Annotated in this window: 17 protein-coding genes; 13 read left to right on the forward strand and 4 right to left on the reverse strand. The window is 57.6% G+C overall.

Going from position 1 to position 19060, the window contains the following annotated elements:
* The first annotated feature begins 2 nt into the window (after window positions 1-2).
* The 4 genes from proY to FHC52_RS04390 all read left to right on the forward strand — a co-directional run bounded on the left by proY (window position 3) and on the right by FHC52_RS04390 (window position 7447).
* On the forward strand, window positions 3-1376 hold the full coding sequence (proY, locus tag FHC52_RS04375) for a proline-specific permease ProY (protein ID WP_008503261.1): 1374 nt from the start codon (window positions 3-5) through the stop codon (window positions 1374-1376).
* A gap of 163 nt (window positions 1377-1539) precedes the next feature.
* Window positions 1540-3357, forward strand: coding sequence for a maltodextrin glucosidase (malZ, locus tag FHC52_RS04380; RefSeq protein ID WP_126288721.1), 1818 nt, complete (start codon window positions 1540-1542; stop codon window positions 3355-3357).
* A gap of 86 nt (window positions 3358-3443) precedes the next feature.
* Entirely contained in the window at window positions 3444-6065 is a 2622-nt protein-coding gene (locus FHC52_RS04385; protein ID WP_126288724.1) for a DUF2339 domain-containing protein, read from the forward strand.
* On the forward strand, window positions 6062-7447 hold the full coding sequence (locus tag FHC52_RS04390; protein WP_220419928.1) for a DUF3999 domain-containing protein: 1386 nt from the start codon (window positions 6062-6064) through the stop codon (window positions 7445-7447). The genes FHC52_RS04385 and FHC52_RS04390 overlap by 4 nt, the downstream gene beginning before the upstream one ends.
* Window positions 7448-7490: 43 nt before the next feature.
* Here the strand turns inward: FHC52_RS04390 and FHC52_RS04395 are convergent, their stop codons facing one another.
* On the reverse strand, window positions 7491-8093 hold the full coding sequence (locus FHC52_RS04395) for a peroxiredoxin (protein WP_008503347.1): 603 nt from the start codon (window positions 8091-8093) through the stop codon (window positions 7491-7493).
* Between the two features lie 127 nt (window positions 8094-8220).
* Window positions 8221-8802, reverse strand: coding sequence for an ACP phosphodiesterase (gene acpH, locus FHC52_RS04400; RefSeq protein ID WP_220419929.1), 582 nt, complete (start codon window positions 8800-8802; stop codon window positions 8221-8223).
* A gap of 92 nt (window positions 8803-8894) precedes the next feature.
* Here acpH and queA point away from each other — a divergent pair, with 92 nt between their 5' ends.
* The 7 genes from queA (at window position 8895) to FHC52_RS04435 (ending at window position 15561) form a co-directional block, all read left to right on the forward strand.
* Window positions 8895-9965, forward strand: a complete 1071-nt coding sequence (gene queA / locus FHC52_RS04405; protein ID WP_008503345.1) for a tRNA preQ1(34) S-adenosylmethionine ribosyltransferase-isomerase QueA — start codon at window positions 8895-8897, stop codon at window positions 9963-9965.
* 53 nt (window positions 9966-10018) lie between these two features.
* On the forward strand, window positions 10019-11146 hold the full coding sequence (gene tgt, locus FHC52_RS04410) for a tRNA guanosine(34) transglycosylase Tgt (protein ID WP_003859110.1): 1128 nt from the start codon (window positions 10019-10021) through the stop codon (window positions 11144-11146).
* 22 nt (window positions 11147-11168) lie between these two features.
* Complete coding sequence (gene yajC, locus FHC52_RS04415; RefSeq protein ID WP_000007630.1) at window positions 11169-11501, forward strand: preprotein translocase subunit YajC; 333 nt, start codon at window positions 11169-11171, stop codon at window positions 11499-11501.
* Window positions 11502-11528: 27 nt separating this feature from the next.
* Window positions 11529-13376 carry a protein translocase subunit SecD gene (gene secD, locus FHC52_RS04420; protein WP_021241665.1) on the forward strand — a complete coding sequence of 616 codons (1848 nt, stop codon included), beginning with the start codon at window positions 11529-11531 and terminating at the stop codon, window positions 13374-13376.
* A 10-nt stretch (window positions 13377-13386) separates the two neighbouring features.
* Entirely contained in the window at window positions 13387-14358 is a 972-nt protein-coding gene (secF, locus tag FHC52_RS04425; RefSeq protein ID WP_008503342.1) for a protein translocase subunit SecF, read from the forward strand.
* A gap of 142 nt (window positions 14359-14500) precedes the next feature.
* Window positions 14501-14866 carry a VOC family protein gene (locus FHC52_RS04430; RefSeq protein WP_008503341.1) on the forward strand — a complete coding sequence of 122 codons (366 nt, stop codon included), beginning with the start codon at window positions 14501-14503 and terminating at the stop codon, window positions 14864-14866.
* A 14-nt stretch (window positions 14867-14880) separates the two neighbouring features.
* Window positions 14881-15561, forward strand: a complete 681-nt coding sequence (locus FHC52_RS04435) for a YafY family protein (protein WP_058655077.1) — start codon at window positions 14881-14883, stop codon at window positions 15559-15561.
* Between the two features lie 88 nt (window positions 15562-15649).
* On the opposite strand, the gene FHC52_RS04440 is transcribed toward FHC52_RS04435, so the two are convergent.
* Both FHC52_RS04440 and FHC52_RS04445 read right to left on the reverse strand, forming a co-directional pair.
* Window positions 15650-16513, reverse strand: coding sequence for a nucleoside-specific channel-forming protein Tsx (locus FHC52_RS04440; RefSeq protein WP_028015691.1), 864 nt, complete (start codon window positions 16511-16513; stop codon window positions 15650-15652).
* 269 nt (window positions 16514-16782) lie between these two features.
* Complete coding sequence (locus tag FHC52_RS04445; RefSeq protein ID WP_008503338.1) at window positions 16783-17322, reverse strand: DUF3251 domain-containing protein; 540 nt, start codon at window positions 17320-17322, stop codon at window positions 16783-16785.
* 152 nt (window positions 17323-17474) lie between these two features.
* Between FHC52_RS04445 and nrdR the strand changes: the two genes are divergently transcribed.
* Both nrdR and ribD read left to right on the forward strand, forming a co-directional pair.
* Window positions 17475-17924, forward strand: coding sequence for a transcriptional regulator NrdR (gene nrdR / locus FHC52_RS04450; protein ID WP_008503337.1), 450 nt, complete (start codon window positions 17475-17477; stop codon window positions 17922-17924).
* A gap of 4 nt (window positions 17925-17928) precedes the next feature.
* On the forward strand, window positions 17929-19032 hold the full coding sequence (gene ribD, locus FHC52_RS04455; protein WP_126288726.1) for a bifunctional diaminohydroxyphosphoribosylaminopyrimidine deaminase/5-amino-6-(5-phosphoribosylamino)uracil reductase RibD: 1104 nt from the start codon (window positions 17929-17931) through the stop codon (window positions 19030-19032).
* The last annotated feature ends 28 nt before the right edge of the window (window positions 19033-19060 follow it).

Below are 19060 nucleotides of genomic sequence, written 5' to 3' on the forward strand. Positions count from 1 at the left end.
AAATGGAAAGCACTAACAAACTTAAACGTGGATTGAGCACGCGCCACATCCGCTTTATGGCGCTGGGCTCTGCTATTGGCACCGGTCTTTTTTATGGCTCGGCAGATGCCATCAAAATGGCCGGTCCAAGCGTGCTGCTGGCGTACATCATCGGCGGCGTGGCGGCGTATATCATCATGCGCGCCCTCGGCGAAATGTCGGTTCATAACCCCTCCGCCAGCTCCTTCTCGCGCTACGCGCAGGAAAACCTCGGCCCGCTGGCCGGGTTTATCACCGGCTGGACCTACTGCTTCGAAATCCTGATCGTGGCAATAGCCGACGTGACGGCGTTTGGCATCTATATGGGCGTCTGGTTCCCGGCGGTGCCGCACTGGATTTGGGTGCTGAGCGTGGTGCTGATCATTTGCGCCGTCAACCTGATGAGCGTGAAGGTGTTCGGCGAGCTGGAGTTCTGGTTCTCCTTCTTCAAGGTCGCCACCATTATCATCATGATTGTGGCCGGTTTCGGGATCATCATCTGGGGGATTGGCAACGGCGGGCAGCCGACCGGGATCCATAACCTCTGGAGCAACGGTGGCTTCTTCAGCAACGGCTGGCTCGGCATGGTGATGTCGCTGCAGATGGTGATGTTCGCCTACGGCGGTATCGAGATTATCGGTATTACTGCCGGGGAAGCGAAAGACCCGGAGAAATCCATTCCGCGCGCCATCAACTCGGTGCCGATGCGTATTCTGGTGTTTTATGTGGGTACGCTGTTTGTGATCATGTCCATTTACCCGTGGAATCAGGTGGGTACCAACGGTAGCCCGTTTGTCCTGACCTTCCAGCATATGGGCATTGCCTTTGCGGCTAGCATTCTCAACTTTGTGGTGCTGACCGCGTCGCTTTCGGCGATCAACAGTGACGTCTTTGGCGTGGGGCGTATGCTGCACGGCATGGCAGAGCAGGGCAGCGCGCCGAAGGTGTTCGCCAAAACCTCGCGCCGCGGCACGCCGTGGGTGACCGTTGTGGTGATGACCGTGGCGCTGCTGTTCTCGGTTTATCTGAACTACATCATGCCGGAAAACGTCTTCCTGGTGATTGCATCCCTGGCGACCTTCGCGACGGTGTGGGTGTGGATCATGATCCTGCTGTCGCAGATTGCCTTCCGCCGTCGCCTGTCGCCGGATGAGGCGAAAGCGCTGAAGTTCAAAGTACCGGGCGGGGTGGCGACGACCGTCGTCGGGCTGATCTTCCTGGTGTTTATCATTGGCCTGATTGGCTACCATCCGGATACCCGCATTTCGCTCTACGTGGGCTGCGCGTGGATCGTGCTGCTGCTGGTGGGCTGGGTGTTTAAATGCCGCCGCGACCGTCAGCTGGCGGAAGCGCAGTAAGGTAAAAATGCCGGGTGGCGCTGCGCTTACCCGGCCTACACTCCCTTTTACCCCCCAAAAAAACTCCTCCCCCGTCCTCCTCCCCCAATAAATCCCATCATGGTGAGCTATCCTTAACCACCCTGTGGCAAGGTGACGTCAATTTCATCAGAGGGGATTCGTGATGTTAAACGCCTGGCACCTTCCGGTTGCCCCATTTGTTAAGCAAAACAAAGACAACCTTGTGATTACGCTCTGGCTGGCGGGGGAAAACCAGCCCGATCGCGTGACGCTCCGCGCCGAAATCGATAACGAAGAGACCGGGTTGAAAATGCACAAGCTGCGCAGCCAGCCGCAGCCGGGTATCACCGCCTGGCGGGCGAATATCGACCTGCGTAGCGGACAGCTGCGCCGCCGCTACAGCTTTAAGCTTTTGTGGAGCAACCGCCAGCTGTGGTTTACCCCGCAGGGGTTTAGCCGTTTCCCGCCTGCACGGCTGGAGCAGTTTGCGGTCGATTATCCGGATAACGGCCCGCAGTGGGTCAACGATCAGGTCTTTTACCAGATTTTCCCGGACCGTTTTGCGCGCAGCGAAAAGCGCACTGCCGACCAGGATAAGATCTATTACCACCATGCAGCGGGCCACGACATTATCCTGAATGCGTGGGATGAGCCGTTAACCGCGCAGGCGGGCGGCTCGACCTTCTACGGCGGCGATCTCGACGGCATCAGCGAAAAGCTGCCGTACCTGAAAAAACTGGGCGTGACGGCGCTGTATCTCAACCCGGTGTTCAAGGCCCCGAGCGTACATAAATACGATACCGAAGATTATCGCCACGTTGACGCGCAGTTTGGCGGTGACGAGGCGCTGCTGCGCCTGCGTAAGAACACCCAAAACGAAGGCATGCGCCTCATTCTGGACGGCGTGTTCAACCACAGCGGAGATTCGCATGCGTGGTTTGATCGGCATAACCAGTCGATGGGCGGGGCATGTCATAACCCGGATTCGCCGCAGCGCGACTGGTACAGCTTTAACGAGGAGGGCCGTGCGCTGGACTGGCTGGGCTACCCGAGCCTGCCGAAGCTGGATTTCCAGTCGCCAACGCTTGTGAACGAGATTTACGGCGGGGAAGACAGCATCGTCCGACACTGGCTGAAGGCGCCGTGGAATATGGACGGCTGGCGTCTGGACGTAGTGCATATGCTCGGCGAAGCGGGCGGGGCGCGGAATAACCTTCAGCACGTCGCCGGGATTACGCGCTCGGCAAAAGCGGCCCAGCCGGAGGCGTTCGTCTTTGGCGAGCACTTTGGCGACGCGCGCCAGTGGCTGCAGAACGATGCGGAAGATGCGGCGATGAACTATCGCGGCTTTACCTTTCCGCTGTGGGGATTCCTCGCCAACACCGATATCTCCTACGATCCAAATCATATCGACGCGGAAACCTGCATGGCGTGGATGGAGAACTACCGCGCCGGGCTGTCGCATCAGCAGCAGCTGCGGATGTTTAACCAGCTCGATAGCCACGATACCGCGCGTTTTAAATCCCTGCTGGGCAAGGATGTCGCGCGTCTGCCGCTGGCGGTGACCTGGCTCTTCACCTGGCCGGGCGTGCCGTGCATCTACTACGGAGACGAGGTGGGGCTGGACGGCAACAACGATCCGTTCTGCCGCAAAACCTTCCCGTGGGCACCAGAGAAACAGGACAAAGTGCTGTTCAGCCTGTATCAGCGGCTGGCGAAGCTGCGTAAGCAGAGTCTTGCCCTGCGCTACGGCGGCTGCCAGGTGGTATACGCTCATGATAACGTCGTGGTCTTTGCCCGCGTTTATAACCAGCAGCGCGTGCTGGTGGCGATTAACCGGGGCGAGGCCTGCGAAGTGGTGTTGGATGATTCACCGCTGCTGAATGTCGCTGCGTGGAAGAGTAAAGAGGGCAAGGCGACGATACAGGACGGCGTGCTGGCGCTGCCTGCAATATCCGCGACGATCTGGTTCGGCAGCTAATACGCGATTGTTTCCACCTTTTAAGATGGCGCAAATGCAACGATTTGTGTCAATCTTAACGGATCGTTTACGGTGAAGGTGGAAACATGGACGAGCTTTACATCCTTGGCTGTTTATTCCTGGTTTTTGCGCTGCTGGTTGCGCCCGTGCTTGCGGTTATCGGGTTTAATCGCAGTACGGCGGCGCAGCAGGAGATCGCCCGGCTACGCCAGCGCATAGAGGCGCTTGAGCAGCGCGGCGTGCCTGAGAACGCGTCGGAACCGGTGCAGACCGCCGCGCCGGAGGCAATTACCGCGCCAGTGGTGGAGGACGCTCTCGCGCCTGTCGACCCCTGGCGACCCGATATTCCCGCAGCGGTGGCAGAACCCGCTTCTTCTCAGGCCCCGACCCCTGCGGCAAAACAGCCTTCAGCCTTTGGCGGCATCCTGACGTCGCTGGCGCGCTGGTTCATGCAGGGCAATCCGCTGGCGAAGCTGGGCATTCTGCTGCTCTTCCTCGGCCTCTCTTTCCTGCTGCGCTATACCGTCGAACATTCCCTGTTCCCGCTTGAGCTGCGCCTCGTGGCAGCGGCGCTGTTTGCCGTTGTTCTGCTGGCGATTGGGTGGCGGCTACGGCACAGGCAGCGGGTCTATGCGCTGATCCTCCAGGGCGGGGCGACCGGGGTGCTTTACCTGACGGTGTTTGGCGCCTTCCGGCTCTGGCAAATGCTGCCGATGACGCTGGCCTTTGCGCTGCTGGTGGTGATCTGCGCGGCGAGCGTCGGGCTGGCGGTGCTGCAGAAGGCGCTGAGCCTTGCCATGCTGGCGAGCCTCGGCGGCTACCTTGCGCCGTTGCTGTTGTCTACCGGGGGCGGCAGCTTTGTCGCGCTGTTCTCTTTCTATCTCCTGCTGTCCATCGGCATTCTTGCCATCAGCATCTGGCAGCACTGGCGCGAGCTGAACCTGCTCGGGCTGCTGTTCACGTTCGGCGTGGGCGGCCTGTGGGGGCTGAGTGATTACCAGCCTGAAGACTATTGGATCTGCCAGCTGTTCCTGATTGCCAATACGCTGATTTTCGGCGTGCTGAGCGTGGCGCTGTCGCTGCGGGCGCAGGAGAAAGGGAAGCAGATCGTTGACGGCGTGCTGCTGTTTGCCCCGCCGCTGATCGGCTTCGGGATGCAGTATGGTATGACGCAGCACTGGGAATATGGCCCGGCGCTGAGCGCGCTGGGATACGGCGCATTTTATCTCACCCTCGCATACCTCGCGCTGCGGCGCTATCCCTCCCTCGGACGGCCGCTGGTCATGGCTGCACTGGCGATCGGCGGCGGGTTCGCCACGCTCGCCATTCCGCTGGCGCTGTCGGCGCGCTGGACGGCAATGGCCTGGGCGCTGGAGGGGCTGGGTATTCTCTGGCTGGGCGTGCAGCAGCACCAGCGGCGCATGAGCTATAGCGGTACGGCGCTGCTGGTGCTGGCCCTCGGCAGCGCGCTGTGGGCGCAAACGGACGGCGTTACGTCGCTGAGCCTGCTCCTTATCTTCGCCATCCTCAGCCTTTGCTGGCTGGCAGCGGCCTGGCTGTGGCGGACTCTTTTTCTGCCGGTCAGCTGGGCGCTGCTGGCAGGCGGGCTGCTGTTCTGGCTGGTAGCGCAGCTGGGTGCGTCGCAGCTTGTACTTACGAAAGAATTACCGATTCTGGCGGGCGTGCTGGCGCTGACGGCGGCGTCGGTCTGGGGCTGGCGGCAGGTGGCCGCTCGTCTGGCGTGGCGAGAGCTGGACGCCAGCAAATGGCTGCTGTGGCCGGTTATGCTGCTGATGGTGGGGTATCAGATCTGGCATCAGCAGATCGTTGCCGCCGGCTGGTCAAACCTGGCCTGGTGCGTTGCGCTTCCTGCCGCGCTGATGCTGTTGCGGCGCGATGGTGAAAGGGTTCTGCCGCGTATCGCGATGGGGCTACACCTGTCGCTGTGCTGGATGATTTTACTGGCGCTGGCCGCCGAGCTTTACTGGTTTGCCCGGTCTCTGCCGTGGGGCATGGCGGCCTGGGGCAGCGGATTAGCGATGGCCGCAGGCGGCGGGGTGATTATGGCGCTCTCTGCTGCGGTACGGCGTCGCGCGTGGCCGTTCCGGGAATGGCCTGCGCTCTATGCGTGTCTGGCACCGATCCCTGCCGTCGTGGCGCTGCTGGTATTGCTGGTGGTGACCAATTTCCAGGACGGCGTGGTCTATCGTCAAACCTGGCTCCCGCTGGTAAACCCGCTTGAGGAAGGCGCAGCGTTCGCGTTGCTGGGGCTGGTGGTCTTTTATCGGGCGGTGGACCGCTACTACCCGGCATTGCTTGCGCAAGCGCGCCCGTGGCCAGCCGTCGCGCTCATGGCGTTTGGCTTCTGGTGGCTGAACGGTGCGCTGATGCGCGCCCTGGCCTGGTACGGCGACGTGGCCTGGAATATGGCATCGCTGTGGGATTCGCGGCTTATCCAGACCAGCTTTGCCCTGTTCTGGATGCTGAGTGCGCTGGTGGTCATGATCCATGCCACCCGTCGGGCTTCCCGGCAGGAGTGGCTCTGCGGGGCCGCGCTGCTGGGTGTGGTGATGGTTAAGCTGATGCTGGTGGACAGCGCGGGCGGAGGCGGTCTGTCGCGCGCGGTGGCGTTTATCGGCGTGGCGATACTGGTGCTGATCGTGGGCTATTTCTCGCCGCTACCGCCAAAAACAGGAGATGAAAAATGAAATGGATGAAAGCGGTAGCGTGTACCGCGCTGCTGGCGCTTTCCGGCCCGGCGTTCTGCGACGAAGTACCAACGGAATCGCCACGGGACTACGCCTTTGGTCGTTCACTCGACACGTCCGTTCCTTCCCGGTGGTATCGAGTGATGCTGCCGCTTGCCGTCTATGAGCAGAGCACATCCGCGGATCTGCATGATGTTCGCGTCTTTAACCAGTCGGGTGAGCCGGTTCCCTTTAGCCTGATCGCCGCGACGCGCCCGCAGGCCACAGTGCAGTCCACGGCGCTGCGCCTCTTTCCGCTGGATGCCTCGCCGCTCGCGGCTGCCTCAGACGCCGGTGACAGCGATAAGATCCGGCTCCGTTCCCGAAACGGCGTTGAGATTGTGCTGGAGGGGCAAAAAGCCGCCGCAGCCGGGCAACATTACCTGCTGAGCTTGCCGGAGCAGACGACGGGTGAGCTGGCCATATCCCAGCTGCAGCTGCTCTGGAATACCCCGCAGACGCCGTGGCAGGGAACGGCGTCGGTCTATTACAGCGAGGATCTTAAGCGCTGGTATACCCTTCGCGAAGATATGCCGCTGCTGGACGTCGCCAGCGGCCAGGATCGCCTTAAGCTCGATCGGATCGATACCGACACGGTTTTATCTCCCGAGGCGAATCGCTATTTCATGGTGGTGCTGAATACGCAGAGCCAGGGGGTAACGTTGACCGGCGTAAACGCAATCAGCGCACCTGCGCAGGCGGCCCCGGAAGAGATCAATCTTGAGGGGGAAGGGGAGCAGTTATCGACAACCGAAGCGCAGTGGCGCTGGACGCGTCCGCAGCCGCTGAGCGCTGTTAGCATCTCGCTGAACGGCGATGGCGTCCTTCCCGTGGAGATCGCGTGGCGGCGTACGGAAAAAGACACATGGCATCCCCTGAAAAAAGAGGTGATTTACCGCCTGGAGGAGAAAACATCCGGACCGGTTTCGCTTAACGGGGACCTGGTGCAGGCCGTGAAAATCACGACGCTGAATGCGCGTCTGCCAGAATACCTGCCGAGCGTCACGGGGCATCGCGACCGCTATGACCTGGTGTTCAACGCGCAGGGTAAAGCGCCGTACGTGCTCGCCTGGGGCAACGGCGCCGCAAAGCCTGCACAGGTGGAACCTGACATGCTGATCCCAGCCGATCTGCGCAAGACCTATGATATGGCGAACCTGCCGCAGGCCGATATTCTGGATGATGTCGCGTTGGGCGGTGAGGGGCGGCTAAACGCCACCTCTGCAGGCGAGCGGGCGAGCTGGATGAACGCCCTGCTGGTGTGGGGCGTGCTGATCGCGGGCGTGCTCCTGCTGGCGGGCATGGCCTGGCGCATCTGGCGGGAAACGCAGCGCAAGGCATAAAAAAAGGCCCGCATAAGCGGGCCTTTCTCGTAAACCGTGCCGATTACAGGCTGGATACGTTCTCAGACAGGTATTTAGCTACGCCGTCTGGGGAAGCAGCCATACCTTCTTTACCTTTTTCCCACTGAGCCGGGCACACTTCGCCGTGCTCTTCGTGGAACTGCAGCGCGTCAACCATGCGCAGCATTTCGTCGATGTTACGACCCAGCGGCAGATCGTTCACAACCTGGTGACGAACGATGCCGTTCGCGTCGATCAGGAAGGAACCGCGCAGCGCAACGCCAGCGTCCGGATGTTCGATACCGTAAGCCTGCTGGATTTCGCGTTTGATGTCCGCAACCATTGCGTATTTCACCGCACCGATGCCGCCTTTGTCGACAGGGGTGTTACGCCATGCGTTGTGTACAAACTCAGAGTCGAAGGAGACGCCAACCACTTCTACGCCACGCTTCTGGAATTCTTCATAACGTTTGTCGAACGCGATCAGCTCAGACGGGCAAACGAAAGTGAAGTCCATTGGCCAGAAGAACAGAACGGTCGCTTTACCGTTGGTGTGCTGTTTGAAGTTGAAGTTTTCAACGATTTCACCGTTGCCCAGAACTGCTGCAGCTGTAAAATCCGGAGCCGGACGAGTTACCAGAACCATATGATTCTCCTGTAGATACTAAGGTTATTTGGAACGCAACGCGAGCCAGTATAGAGAGTGTTCATGGATAAGACAAAGAGGTGGTGACAATCGTTCCGCCAGCTTTTACCTATCAATACGAATTCTGTCAGAGCTGTTTGTTTTTCGCCTGCGCCATCATGCGCGGGTAAAACCGCCAGAAGCGGGTCTCCAGCGCATCGTAATGTTCATCCAGGTCATACCAGGAATCCCGCAGCGCATCCAGGCGCGGGCGACGGCTCGCCATCCCATTCAACACGTGCTGAATGAAATCCATCTCGCGATAGCGCTCCAGCCAGCGCTCTGACCACAGGTAGTTATTCAGATTCACAAAGCGCGGCGGCGAGTCGGGCAGAATGATCGACACCTGCTGATGGGCATAACGCACAAATTCCGGCAGGGGAAGCTCCGGCGAGAGCTGTGCCCAGTGGCGCGACAGGAAATGGTCCCACATCACATCAAGCGTGATCGGTGCGACGCGTCGCGTTTCCGGCCGAAACCACGCTTTGGCTTCCGTCACTTCCGGCAGCTTATCCGTCAGCACGTCGATGCGGCGGTGCATAAAAATCCCGTCGACAACCTCAGGGGCGTACGCTTCCGCGGGGTTGCCGCGTACGAAATCGGCCAGCAAATTGCCGGACAGGGAGCTGTCAGCGAGGTGAGCGAGATGCAGGTGAGCGAGAAAATTCATGCGTTTTATTTGTCCGGGGGCGGCTAGTTGTTGCAGCAAAAGGGTGTGAGCACTAGACTATGCCGCCTGTTTTTAAGTCACGAGTATACGTCATGCGCGTCGCCGATTTCTCCTTTGAACTACCTGAATCCCTGATTGCTCACTATCCCATGCCTGAGCGCAGCAGCTGTCGTTTGCTGTCACTGGATGGGCCAACGGGCGAGCTGACGCACGGTACTTTCACCGATTTGCTCGACAAGCTCAACCCTGGCGATCTGCTGGTCTTTAACAATACCCGCGTGATCCCGGCGCGCCTGTTCGGCCGTAAGGCCAGCGGCGGCAAGATTGAAGTGCTGGTCGAACGTATGCTCGATGATAAACGTATTCTGGCACATATTCGCGCATCCAAAGCGCCAAAGCCGGGCGCGGAGCTGCTGCTGGGCGATGACGAGAGCATCAAGGCGACCATGACCGCGCGCCACGACGCGCTGTTCGAGGTGGAGTTCAACGACGAGCGCACGGTGCTCGATATTCTGAACGCCATCGGCCACATGCCGCTGCCGCCGTACATTGAGCGTCCGGACGAAGAGGCTGACCGCGAGCTGTACCAGACCGTCTACAGCCAGAAGCCTGGCGCGGTCGCGGCCCCGACGGCAGGCCTGCACTTTGATGAACCGCTGCTGGAAAAACTGCGCGCGAAAGGCATTGAGATGGCGTTTGTAACGCTGCACGTCGGGGCGGGAACCTTCCAGCCGGTGCGCGTGGACAGCATTGAAGACCACATCATGCACTCTGAGTATGCTGAAGTGCCGCAGGATGTCGTGGACGCGGTGCTGGCGGCGAAAGCGCGCGGTAGCCGCGTCGTGGCGGTCGGTACGACGTCGGTGCGCTCGCTGGAGAGCGCCGCGCAGGCCGCGAAAAGCGAGTTGATTGAGCCGTTCTTTGGCGATACGCAGATCTTTATCTACCCGGGTTACCAGTACAAAGTGATTGACGCGCTGGTGACCAACTTCCATCTGCCTGAATCGACGCTGATTATGCTGGTCTCCGCGTTCGCGGGGTATCAGCATACGATGAATGCCTACAAGTCTGCGGTAGAACAAAAATATCGCTTTTTTAGCTACGGGGACGCGATGTTTATCACGTACAATCCGCAGGCTTTGAATGAGCGTGTCGGGGAATAAGTCCGCGGCACCGTTTTACAACGTTGGACTGTTTTTCTGACGTCGGAGAAAAAATGAAATTTGAACTCGATACCACCGACGGTCGCGCGCGCCGCGGTCGCCTGGTGTTTGATCGCGGCGTGGTGGAAACCCCCGCGTTTATGCCTGTGGGCACTTACGGCACCGTAAAAGGGATGACGCCGGAAGAAGTTGAAGCCACGGGCGCGCAGATTATCCTCGGCAATACCTTCCACCTGTGGCTGCGTCCGGGTCAGGAGATCATGAAGCTCCACGGCGACCTGCACGACTTCATGCAGTGGAAAGGCCCTATCCTGACCGACTCCGGCGGTTTCCAGGTCTTCAGCCTGGGCGATATCCGCAAGATCACCGAGCAGGGCGTTCACTTCCGTAACCCGATCAACGGCGATCCGATTTTCCTCGATCCCGAAAAATCAATGGAGATTCAGTACGATCTCGGTTCTGACATCGTGATGATCTTCGACGAATGCACGCCGTATCCGGCCGACTGGGACTACGCCAAGCGTTCCATGGAGATGTCTCTGCGCTGGGCGAAGCGTAGCCGTGACCGTTTTGACTCCCTGCAGAACAAAAATGCGCTGTTCGGCATTATCCAGGGCAGCGTTTACGAAGATTTACGCGATATCTCTGTTAAAGGTCTGGTAGAGATAGGTTTTGATGGCTACGCTGTCGGCGGTTTGGCTGTGGGTGAGCCGAAGGAAGACATGCACCGCATTCTGGAGCACGTCTGCCCGCAAATCCCGGCGGATAAACCACGATACCTGATGGGCGTGGGCAAACCGGAAGATCTGGTTGAAGGCGTACGCCGCGGCATTGATATGTTCGACTGCGTCATGCCAACCCGCAACGCGCGTAACGGCCATCTGTTCGTTACCGATGGCGTGGTGAAAATCCGTAACGCGAAGCATAAGAGTGACACCAGCCCGCTCGATTCCGAGTGCGATTGCTATACCTGTCGCAATTATTCTCGCGCGTACCTGCATCATCTCGATCGTTGCAACGAGATTTTGGGCGCGCGTCTCAATACCATTCATAATCTTCGTTATTATCAGCGCTTAATGGCTGGTTTACGTAAGGCTATCGAAGAGGGTAAATTAGAGAGCTTCGTGACCGATTTCTACCAACGTCAGGGGCGGGATGTTCCACCGTTGAACGTTGATTAATTTTAATAATGAGGGAATTTGAATGAGCTTTTTTATTTCTGATGCGGTAGCAGCAACAGGCGCTCCAGCGCAGGGCAGCCCAATGTCTCTGATTCTGATGCTGGTTGTGTTCGGTCTGATCTTCTATTTCATGATCCTGCGCCCACAGCAGAAGCGCACCAAAGAGCACAAAAAGCTGATGGACTCCATCGCGAAAGGCGATGAAGTGCTGACCAACGGTGGTCTGGTCGGTCGCGTAACCAAAGTGGCTGAAAGTGGCTACATTGCAATCGCCCTGAACGACACCACTGAAGTGGTCATCAAACGTGACTTCGTAGCTGCCGTTCTGCCGAAAGGCACCATGAAGGCGCTGTAATCCCAACTTTTCCCAAAGGGAACTGCCGTGTTAAACCGTTATCCTTTGTGGAAGTACATCATGCTGGTCGTCGTGATTCTCGTCGGCCTGCTGTACGCGCTTCCCAACCTGTATGGTGAGGATCCGGCTGTTCAAATCACTGGCGCGCGCGGTGTCGCCGCCAGTGAGCAAACGCTGATCCAGGTCCAGAAAACGTTACAAGAAGAAAAAATTACCGCTAAGTCTGTGGCACTGGAAGAGGGCGCAATTCTTGCTCGCTTCGACACCACCGACACGCAGCTCCGCGCACGTGAAGCGCTGATGGGCGTGCTGGGTGATAAATACGTCGTGGCGCTTAACCTTGCCCCTGCAACCCCGCGTTGGCTGGCTGCGATGAATGCAGAGCCAATGAAACTCGGTCTTGACCTGCGTGGTGGCGTTCACTTCCTGATGGAGGTGGATATGGATACCGCGCTCGGCAAGCTGCAGGAACAGAATATCGACAGCCTGCGCAGCGATCTGCGTGATAAAGGCATCGCTTACACCACCGTGCGTAAAGAAGATAACTACGGCATGAGCATCACGTTCCGCGACAGCGCGGCGCGCGATCAGGCTGTAGATTACCTGACCCAACGTCACCGTGACCTGGTGATCTCCTCGCAGGGCAGCAACCAGCTGCGCGCGGTGATGACCGATGCGCGCCTGAAAGAAGCGCGTGAATATGCCGTTCAGCAGAACATCAACATTCTGCGTAACCGTGTAAACCAACTGGGCGTGGCCGAGCCGCTGGTACAGCGTCAGGGGGCTGACCGTATCGTGGTTGAACTGCCGGGTATCCAGGACACCGCGCGTGCGAAAGAGATTCTCGGTGCGACCGCAACGCTGGAATTCCGTCTGGTGAATACCAACGTTGACCAGTCTGCTGCCGCTTCTGGCCGTATTCCGGGTGACTCCGAAGTGAAACAGACCCGCGAAGGTCAGCCGGTTGTGCTGTACAAACGCGTGATTCTGACCGGTGACCACATCACCGACTCCACGTCGAGCCAGGATGAATACAACCAGCCGCAGGTTAACATCTCGCTGGATAGCGCGGGTGGTAACATCATGTCTAACTTCACCAAGGACAACATCGGTAAACCGATGGCGACCCTGTTCGTGGAGTACAAAGACAGCGGTAAGAAAGATGCAAACGGCCGTGCTGTGCTGGTGAAAGAGGAAGAGGTGATTAACATCGCCAATATCCAGTCTCGTCTGGGTAACAGCTTCCGTATTACCGGTATTAACAACCCGAACGAAGCGCGTCAGCTCTCCCTGCTGCTGCGTGCCGGTGCGCTGATAGCGCCAATTCAGATTGTTGAAGAACGTACCATTGGTCCAACTCTGGGTATGCAAAACATCCAGCAGGGCCTGGAAGCGTGTCTGGCCGGTCTGGTGGTCTCTATCCTGTTCATGATCTTCTTCTATAAGAAGTTTGGTCTGATTGCGACCTCCGCGCTGATCGCGAACCTGGTGCTGATTATCGGCATCATGTCCCTGCTGCCGGGAGCGACGCTGACCATGCCGGGGATTGCGGGTATCGTTCTGACCCTTGCGGTGGCGGTCGACGCCAACGTACTGATTAACGAACGTATCAAAGAAGAGTTGAGCAACGGTCGCTCTGTTCAGCAGGCGATTGATGAAGGTTATAAAGGCGCGTTCAGCTCTATCTTCGATGCGAACGTAACAACACTGATTAAGGTTCTTATCCTGTATGCAGTGGGTACTGGCGCGATCAAAGGCTTTGCGATTACAACCGGTATCGGTGTCGCAACGTCAATGTTTACCGCTATTGTCGGCACCCGTGCCATCGTGAACCTGCTGTACGGCGGCAAGCGCGTCAAAAAGCTGTCTATCTGAGGAGTGCGTTGTGGCACAGGAATATACTGTTGAACAATTGAACCACGGCCGTAAAGTCTGGGACTTTATGCGCTGGGATTACTGGGCCTTCGGCATTTCAGGTTTCCTGCTGATTCTGTCCATCGTCATTATGGGCGTGAAAGGCTTTAACTGGGGTCTCGATTTTACCGGTGGTACGGTAATTGAAATCTCCCTGGAAAAACCGGTCGATATGGACCAGATGCGCGAATCACTGCAGAAAGCGGGCTTTGAAGAGCCGCTGCTGCAGAACTTCGGCAGCAGCCGCGACATCATGGTGCGTATGCCGCCGGTGCACGATGCCAACGGCAGCCAGGAGCTGGGCAGTAAGGTTGTTAGCGTGATTAACGAAACAACCAGCCAGAACGCGGCGGTTAAGCGTATTGAGTTCGTCGGCCCAAGCGTGGGTGCTGACCTGGCGCAGACCGGTGCGATGGCGCTGCTGGTGGCGCTGATCTCCATCCTGGTATACGTCGGTTTCCGCTTTGAGTGGCGACTGGCGGCCGGTGTGGTTATCGCTCTGGCGCACGACGTGGTGATCACCATGGGCATACTGTCGCTGTTCCACATTGAGATTGACCTGACGATTGTGGCATCCCTGATGTCCGTCATCGGTTACTCACTGAACGACAGTATCGTGGTATCTGACCGTATCCGTGAAAACTTCCGTAAGATCCGTCGCGGTACGCCGTACGAAATCTTTAACGTGTCGTTGACCCAGACGCTACACCGTACCTTGATCACATCCGGTACCACCCTGATGGTGATCCTGATGCTGTTCCTGTTCGGTGGTCCGGTTCTGGAAGGCTTCTCGCTGACGATGTTGATTGGTGTCACCATCGGTACGGCGTCGTCTATCTACGTTGCGTCCGCCCTGGCGCTGAAACTCGGCATGAAGCGCGAGCACCTGCTCCAGCAGAAAGTCGAAAAAGAAGGGGCGGATCAGCCGTCCATTCTGCCGTAAGGCGACGTTTAGCGCGTTATCAAAATCCCGGTCTGTTGACCGGGATTTTTTTTATCTGCTCCTGACAAACACTCCTGACAGTATGCTGTCAGGAGCCCTGTCGTAGACTCCTTCTGAACCCAAACAACAGGCAGGAGGATGTATGAAAAGCGTCATTAACTGGTTTGAAATTCCGGTCTCGGATATGGATCGCGCGATTAAATTTTATGAGCCGGTGATGCAGCTTGCACTGCGTCGCGAGAAAATGGACTGTGCGGAGCTGGCGGTTTTCCCGCATGAGGATCCCGCCACCGGAGGCGCACTGGCAAAATTTGACGGCGTTACACCGTCTTTGCAGGGCGCTATTATTTACCTGCATACTGACAATCTGGCGGCAACGCTCGATCGCATCGCCTCTGCGGGCGGCGAGTGCGTGTTTGGCCCGCTGGAACTGCCGCATGGCATTGGCACTATCGCCTTGTTTACCGACAGCGAGGGTAACCGCGTCGGCCTCCATCAACCTGCCTGAGAGCGGACAAAGATATGACCCGACGCGCTGACCGTTTGTTTCAGATTGTGCAGATCCTGCGGGGCAGGCGTCTGACAACGGCAGCACATCTGGCGGACCGGCTTGGCGTGTCCGAGCGTACGGTCTATCGCGATATCCGCGACCTGTCGCTTTCCGGCGTGCCGGTGGAAGGTGAGGCGGGGAGCGGATATCGGCTCATGTCGGGCTTTGACCTGCCGCCGCTGATGCTGACAAATAAGGAGTCCGAGGCGCTGATCGTCGCGATTCGCCTGCTCAAAACCTGGGGCGGAGAATCGCTGTCGCGCGAGCTCGAGTCGGCGCAGGAGAAGGTATTGGCTATCCTGCCCGAGGAGAGTCGTCGGAAGGCGGAGCAGACGCGGATCTACGCCCCGGATTTTTGCATGCAAAGCCACTCCCGCAGCGATTTTGACAGGATCCATCAGGCAATTTCCGCCCAGCAGGTGCTGGCACTGCATTACCGTGATGAAGCAGGACAGCTGTCTAAACGTGAGGTTCAGCCGCTGGGGCTGTTCTTCTGGGGAGAGCGCTGGCTGCTGGCGGCGTGGTGTGAACGGCGCGATGACTATCGCTGTTTTCGGCTCGACAGATGCCTCAATATTGTGGCTACGGAGAGGCGGTTTAGCGAAAGTGCGGACAGGTCTTTGGCGGATTTTTTGCGCAAGGTGAAGCAGTAAAAAGCCGGGTGGCGGCTACGCCTTACCCGGCCTACATTTGGGTCGTAGGCCCGGTAAGCGTAGCGCCACCGGGCGAAACCCGCACTGATTAGAAGTTGTAACCTACAACCAGGTAACCACCCCAACCGGTTGATTTAGACGTGAAGTCACCATCACCCCAGTTCACGGTATCCCCACCTTTCCACTGGCCGCCGTTATGGAAATAACGCGCGACGACAGAGTAGTGCCAGTGATCATAGTTCAGGGCCAGAACGTGGCTGGACGCGATAGAGTTGCTGGTACGGTTCTTGTCATCACCCAGATCTGAGCCCCAGTCGAAGTTGGTGAAGCCGATATAGGTCAGCTGGCCACCCCAAACCTGAGTGATTGGCACAAAGTATTTTACTTTGAAACGGTAGCCATCCCACTCATTTTCGTTTGAAGCGCCATAGTTCTGCCACTGGTATTTAGCATACACGTTCAGAGACAGCCCCATTGGCAGACCTGTGTCGATGTCTGTACCCAGACCCATGTACCAGGTGCTCTGACGGCTGCCTTTGTTATCACCCATATCGTAGATGTAGTTGTTGGCGAAATACCATTCTTTGAACGGACCAAAGCTCAGGTCGGTACCCGTCAGTTTATCAATAGAGAAACGCGGTTCAATTTCCATGAACATCGGGGAACCGTCGGACCAAATACCTTTGTCGTTACCGTTACCCCAGTCAAAGGTCTTAGGAATATCGATGTAGCCGTAGAAATCAAACCAGTCTTTTTTAGCAAACGCTTCGTATTCCAGATAAACGTCGTTGTTCAGCTTCGGAGAAAAGCGCGTGTGGTAGCTGCCGACCACGTTAACGCTCTGGTGCCACCAGTCGGAGAGGTATTGTGGTTTGTCGTTTTCCGCTGCGTTAACAGTGAAAGAAGAGGACAGTGCCAGCACGGCGCCAGCTGCGAGTAATGTTTTTTTCATAATCATGCCACTGATTGAAATTCCCTTCCGGGAGTGAAAAATGCGCGAATTGCGTTTCTAAATATTTCGTGTTTCTGCGGTGCCTATTATAGGAATCCCTGCTCACAAAAATATGTGTTGTTTCACATATCTCTCATACACGTAATCGATTGCGTTCACGTTTGCGTACTTTAAACGGCCGGGATTGTAGCGGCAATCATTTATGTTGCCAATCCATACGAAATGTAAATGTTAGCGGAGTGACATTTCACTCCGCTAAAAAAAGAGGATTACTGCGCGGCGGGTTGAATGTCGTGAATGCGGATAAAGCCTAACTGTTCCGGCGTAAGGCCGCTTAACTGAAGCGGAATATCCACATCACTGGGTGCTAAAACACTGGCCGGGGCGGTGAAGAGCTGATTCTTCACGTTCACCTCCTGGTAGTTCTCCGTGGTGCCCTGGATCTGGCCCCACTCGACGGTGCCGCTGAAGGCCGGAAGCGGATCGTTGGACTCTCCCTTGATGCGTAATGTTGCGCGAGTACCATCGGCATTCGCCGCCACATTCACCAGAGACATTTTTAGCGTGCCAATCTGGCTGTTCAGCAGGGCAGGCGTATTCGCCCCCGGCAGCAGGTACACCCCGCTGGTAGATTTCGCGTTCAGCGCGTTTTGCTGGGTGATCTTCACCGTTTCTTTGTTTAGCTTGTCCATCGCCGTATTGAGCGTATTGACGCTCTGTTTCATCTGACGGACTTCGGTTTGCTGTGCACAGGCGCTAAGGGTGAAGAGGCTCCCCACCAGCAATATTTTCAGGTAACGTCTTGTCATTGCGTTTATTTCCTTGAAATAACGGATCGTCCTAATGGTAGCCAGCATCATTGTGTCAGACATAGATCCTTTTTCTCAAAAAGCTCTTCCTTTGTTGTCAGGCCAGTTCAGGGTAAAATGAAAATCAGTTAACCAGATAACAGGGATACCGTATGCATTGCCCATTCTGCTCCGCTGTGGATACCAAAGTCATCGACTCTCGCCTTGTGGGCGAAGGGTCTTCAGTGCGCCGTCGTCGGCAGTGTCTGGTGTGTAACGAGCGTTTCACGACCTTTGAGGTGGCAGAGCTGGTCATGCCGCGCGTGGTTAAAAGTAACGACGTACGTGAGCCGTTTAACGAAGAGAAACTGCGCAGCGGAATGCTGAAGGCCCTTGAAAAGCGTCCCGTCAGCGCGGACGACGTGGAGATGGCGCTAAACCACATAAAATCTTACCTTCGTGGTTTGGGTGAGCGTGAAGTGCCCAGCAAGATGATCGGCAACCTGGTAATGGAGCAGCTGAAAAAGCTCGATAAGGTCGCCTATATCCGCTTCGCCTCGGTCTACCGCAGCTTCGAAGATATCAAAGAGTTTGGCGAAGAGATCGCCCGCTTACAGGATTAAGCTCATGCACGATGAGATGTACATGGCGCGAGCCATGAAGCTGGCGCAGCGCGGTCGTTTTACGACCCATCCCAACCCGAACGTCGGGTGCGTTATCGTTAAAGATGGCGAGATCGTGGGGGAGGGCTTTCACTATCGTGCAGGCGAGCCGCATGCTGAGGTTCATGCGCTGCGCATGGCCGGCGAGAAGGCGCGCGGTGCGACGGCCTACGTTACGCTGGAGCCCTGCAGCCATCACGGGCGTACGCCACCGTGCTGCGACGCGCTGATTGCCGCGGGGGTGTCGCGCGTGGTTGCATCGATGCAGGACCCGAATCCGCAGGTGGCCGGACGTGGTCTGTATCGTCTGCAGCAGGAAGGCATTGACGTCAGCCATGGCCTGATGATGCAGGACGCGGAAGCGCTCAACAAAGGTTTCCTGAAGCGCATGCGTACCGGGTTCCCGTATATCCAGCTTAAGCTGGGTGCCTCGCTGGACGGTCGTACGGCGATGGCAAACGGCGAGAGCCAGTGGATCACGTCGCAGCAGGCAAGGCGCGATGTGCAACGTCTGCGCGCGCAAAGCCATGCTATCCTCACCAGCAGTGAAACCGTTCTGGCTGACGATCCGGCCATGACCGTGCGCTGGGACGAGCTGAATGCCGATACCCAGGCGCTTTATCCGCAGGAGAACCTGCGTCAGCCGCTGCGTATTGTCATTGATAGCCAGAACCGCGTGACGCCGGAGCACCGCATCGTCCAGCAGCCAGGGGAAACCTGGATTGCGCGCACCAAAGAAGATACGCGCGCATGGCCGGAAGGCGTACGGAGCATTACGGTGCCGGAACATAACGGGCATCTGGATCTGGTGGTGCTGATGATGCTGCTCGGCAAGCAGCAGGTGAACAGCATCTGGGTCGAAGCGGGCCCGACGCTTGCCGGCGCGCTGCTTCAGGCGGGGCTGGTAGATGAACTGCTTGTTTACGTTGCGCCTAAACTGTTGGGCAGTGACGCGCGCGGCCTGTTTGTGCTGCCCGGCCTTGAAAAACTGGCCGATGCACCACAACTCAAATTTAGCGAGATTCGTCCGGTAGGTCCGGATGTCTGCCTCCACTTAACGACAGCGTAATTGCTCCCGAAATAGGGAAGCAGTGCGC

The sequence above is a fragment of the Enterobacter sp. EC_64 genome (genome assembly GCF_019584165.1).
Classification (GTDB): Bacteria; Pseudomonadota; Gammaproteobacteria; order Enterobacterales; family Enterobacteriaceae; genus Enterobacter; species Enterobacter roggenkampii.